The organism is Microcystis sp. LE19-195.1E (assembly GCF_027532095.1).
In the GTDB taxonomy this organism is placed as follows: Bacteria; Cyanobacteriota; Cyanobacteriia; order Cyanobacteriales; family Microcystaceae; genus Microcystis; species Microcystis aeruginosa.
In genome coordinates, this window is sequence record NZ_JAPZSZ010000057.1 from 1 (window position 1) to 3738 (window position 3738).

General features: G+C 44.7%; 2 protein-coding genes and 1 pseudogene. 1 reads left to right on the forward strand and 2 read right to left on the reverse strand.

Going from position 1 to position 3738, the window contains the following annotated elements; genetic code table 11:
• Positions 1-431 precede the first annotated feature (431 nt).
• Both O9300_RS03475 and O9300_RS03480 read right to left on the reverse strand, forming a co-directional pair.
• Positions 432-581: pseudogene (locus O9300_RS03475) on the reverse strand (sigma factor-like helix-turn-helix DNA-binding protein); the annotation flags it as partial.
• Between the two features lie 119 nt (positions 582-700).
• The gene (locus O9300_RS03480) at positions 701-2713 is read right to left on the reverse strand and encodes a CARDB domain-containing protein (RefSeq protein ID WP_287970073.1); all 2013 of its coding nucleotides are present in this window, start codon (positions 2711-2713) and stop codon (positions 701-703) included.
• A 314-nt stretch (positions 2714-3027) separates the two neighbouring features.
• On the opposite strand from O9300_RS03480, the gene O9300_RS03485 reads away from it, so the two are divergent.
• Positions 3028-3432 (forward strand): hypothetical protein, encoded by a 405-nt coding sequence (locus tag O9300_RS03485; RefSeq protein WP_287970075.1) that lies wholly within the window; start codon positions 3028-3030, stop codon positions 3430-3432.
• Positions 3433-3738 lie beyond the last annotated feature (306 nt).

Genomic DNA, 3738 nt, shown 5'->3' on the forward strand with positions numbered 1-3738 from the left:
GATTTTGAGAGAATCGTCGTTCAAAACCTTGCGTCTTCATCGGCCCGCGTCCTGTAGGGGCGAAGCATTCGGACAATAACCTATCGGTGAAAAGGTAGATTTTCTATCCGAATGCTTCGCCCGTACTTATTCAGCAAACCCTATTTAGGGTTTGCGGCAAAAAGTTTTTCCTGGGGGTAGGGTGTGGCCCCCCAACCCCCCCGACATCGGGGGGGCAGGTGGGGTGTGGGGTGTAGGGTTTTACCGATTGATTTTCAGGTGGTCAATTACCTAATTTTCAGGGAAAAAGTCCCTGAATTTTCCCCCCGATCACTCCCAAGGCCGGTACTTTTTGATTTCCAAAAAGTCTAAAGATATTATCCAACAAGGTTTAGATTTATTCAGCAAACCCTATTTAACTCCCTAGTAGGGATATTCTGTTGGTGATCTAACTAACTCAACGCTTCAAAATAATCGCGAATTTGATTACGTCGCTGGGATTGACGCAGTTTTTGCAACGCTTTCGACTCAATTTGTCGCACCCTTTCCAGGGATAATTCCCAAGTGCGACCGATATCACCTAAAGCATGGGATTTACCATTAAAATTTAGTTGGCCATTTTTCGGACATCGAGTCCTCAAATTGCCGCCCCCTGCACCTTCCCCACCGGTGCGTTGCTGAGGGTGGGGACTGATGCAGGTTCGTTCAACTCGACATAATATTAGAAGGCAGGCGGCTGAAAGAAATTTGCCGCAACAAAATCGCCAACAGCTAACCCCATTTCAAAAGAATCAATGCAAGCCTCACGGACGTGAACTCCGCCATAAAGACGGCTGATGGCATCTTCCATTCCCGCTTCATAGAAGCTATCGAAATTACGAACGACACCGGGAAGTTCTTGGGAGACAGCACTAAACACATAGTTGTCTCCAAAATATTCGGTCATCACTCCAGCAAATGCTCCCCCCATGGCAGAATGCCCTGACATATAATCCGGGAAAGGTGGCGAATTAACCCCCATTAATGGTGACAGCAAGGGTTTCCAATTGGGATCGCCCACCGTAGAAGCTAACCCGTCATTAGCCGCAAATCCTCCGGCAATTATGTCATCAGGGCGAGGTTGGAGTTCAGTGTATTTCTCTTTCCAAGCGACGATTACCGCATCCGCCAGCGCAGTATTTAACGCGGCAAATAGACTGGCATCTTTTTGCAAGGTATTGCCCTCGTCGACGGCAATACCTTGAGCAATTTGGTTTAAGTGACCGTAGGGACGGAAGGTATCAGCCCGGTCATAAGCGAAGAAAATAGCTATTTCTGTCTGGTCTTCTGTGCGTAAAGTGGTAGTCAGAGCAGTGTCTTCCAAGCCGCCGTAGAGCCGGACTTCTTCAATTTCTTCGGCATACAATGCACCACCATCACTAGGATTGTCGGGACGGCCATCAAGAGTCACATCAAGAGCATTTTCCGAGACAAACTGGTCAATGTCACCAATTGCCCAAGTATCTACTCCCCCCCAGTTGGCACCGACTGCTACCCCAGCAGTGGGGCCCGAGGTTTCTGGTCTCCAGACATAGTCTCCCGGTGGCGCAGTGAAAGGCGTATTGTCGTTAGAACCATCATTAGCGCGTAAACTGATGCTCTGATTGGCTACTAAAATGCCAAAATTAAACCCCCGGCTTTCAGCGGTGGCACTGTCCTGAATCTCCGCCAGAGAATTGGATAATTGCTGTGAGAACAAGCTACTTTGTCCAGATAATTGAGTAGAGAGAACTCGATAAGCAGCACCAACTGCCGCCATCCCCAACGAGGTATTCCCTGGTGCGTTCACATTTACAGCGTAGGAGGGATATAAAGTGTTGAAGGCATTGACCGTATCATAGACGGCAGTAGAAACCAGCGCCATTAAGCGAGAACCTACTGTCGGCGCGACTCCCCGCCCCGCTTTTCCCTCGGCTTGAATCGCATTTAAGGCGATCGCATTCCAGTCGATGACGGCATTAGTATTGAGTCCCGATACTAATTTACTGGTGACATTATTGGTTTCCAGTTGTTCGGCAATTTGGTTATCTGCATCGACTTCAGCAATGAGAAAGTAAGCCCCCGGAGCGATGACTGAAGTATTGTTGTTATACGTTAAGTCTAAGGTGACTGACTGCTCGGCGTCTAGGTTCAAGTTTGTGCTGACACTGGTGAGTAAGGCATCGTTACTGTCAATCTGACCGTCAGTGGAAATGTACAGTTTGACAGTACTGGGACCACTGGCGATCCCCTGTCCTTGATTGGTGACAATTACCTGTGCAGTTCCCTGAGCGCCGAAGTCAACCGTAGTTGGCAAATTAATCGTGCCAAAACTGCCCACTAAATCTGGTTGTGAGACACTTGAGGTAAGACTTAAGGTAGAACTTGAGGTAAGACTTGAGGTAGAACTTGAATTTTTGTTATTGCCGCTCTCACCATTGTCTGATCTCTTGCCAACTTCTGTTGGTATCTTTTCTCCCGCAGTATCAAGTCCAATTGCACCTAAAAAATCAACTTTGTCCAAAAGCTCATTTAAATCTTGTCGGGAGAGTTGATTTAAATTTTTGTCACCGATAACCTCCTCTAACAACTCATCAATGTTACTGGTTGCGTTATTACTATTTGGTATTTGCTCGTTCTCAGTTACTTTCTTCTGATCATCAAGGGTGTTCTTTGGCGATGACTGAGCGGTAGTTACAATAGTGGTTGATTCCATATGTAGGCAATAGGTTAGAAAAGAGTAAAGGTATTCAAGGCAGCAAGCTCTGAAGCTTAACCTGTTGTCGTTGCGCTTCAGTGCCAAACGGATGTCACCGTCAGTAGAAATTTACAGGTTCACAGCACAATTACTCGCGATCACCTGTCCTTGATGGTCGACAATTACCTGTGCATTTCCTTGATCTGTTTGAAAATGGTGACAAAAAAGGAATCATAGGGGCAATTCAACTCAAACTTGAGTTTTGCGATACAACCGAGTGATCCATATCACCTACTATAACACCATGGAATCCATAAAGTCAATCAATTTTTATGTCTTTAGTTATAAATTTTTATGTCTTTAGTTATAGATTTTTATCTATGGATGAAACTAGAGTCATTTCAGATAATTCTGATACAATCTTGACCGATGAAAACCTTATGATACTACTAAATCCGTTGAGTATAGGCTACATATCAGGACAGGCACTCATGCACTCATGCACTCATGCAAAAGGAGAAATAGATAATCAGTCTTTGATAACTGGATTTAGTATGAAATCGGGCATTTATTTATCAATTTTAATTGAAATGACTATACTCTGTCTGATTGATTCCTGTCGGTTCTTCGTTACGGCGATCGCCTGTCCTTTTGAAAATGGTGACAAAACAGGAATGGTAGGGGCAATTCAAACAAACTTGAGTTTTGCGATACAACTGAGTGATACGAATCACTAAGCTTAAATCATGGAATCCATAAAGTCAATCAACTTTTACGTCTTCAGTCATAGATTTTTATCTATGGATGAAATTCTAGTCATTTCAGATAAGTCTGATCCTAAATCCGTTTATTAAAAACTGATTATTTAGGGTCTGCTGAAAAAGTAGGGGCGAAGCATTCGGATAGGAAATCTACGGTTTCAGCGATAGGTTATGCCCGAATGCTTCGCCCCTACAGGACGCGGGCCGATGAAGATGTAAGGTTTTGAAACATGATTCTCTCAAAATCTTGCACCTGTGGGAGCGAAAAAAGACCCTAAGACC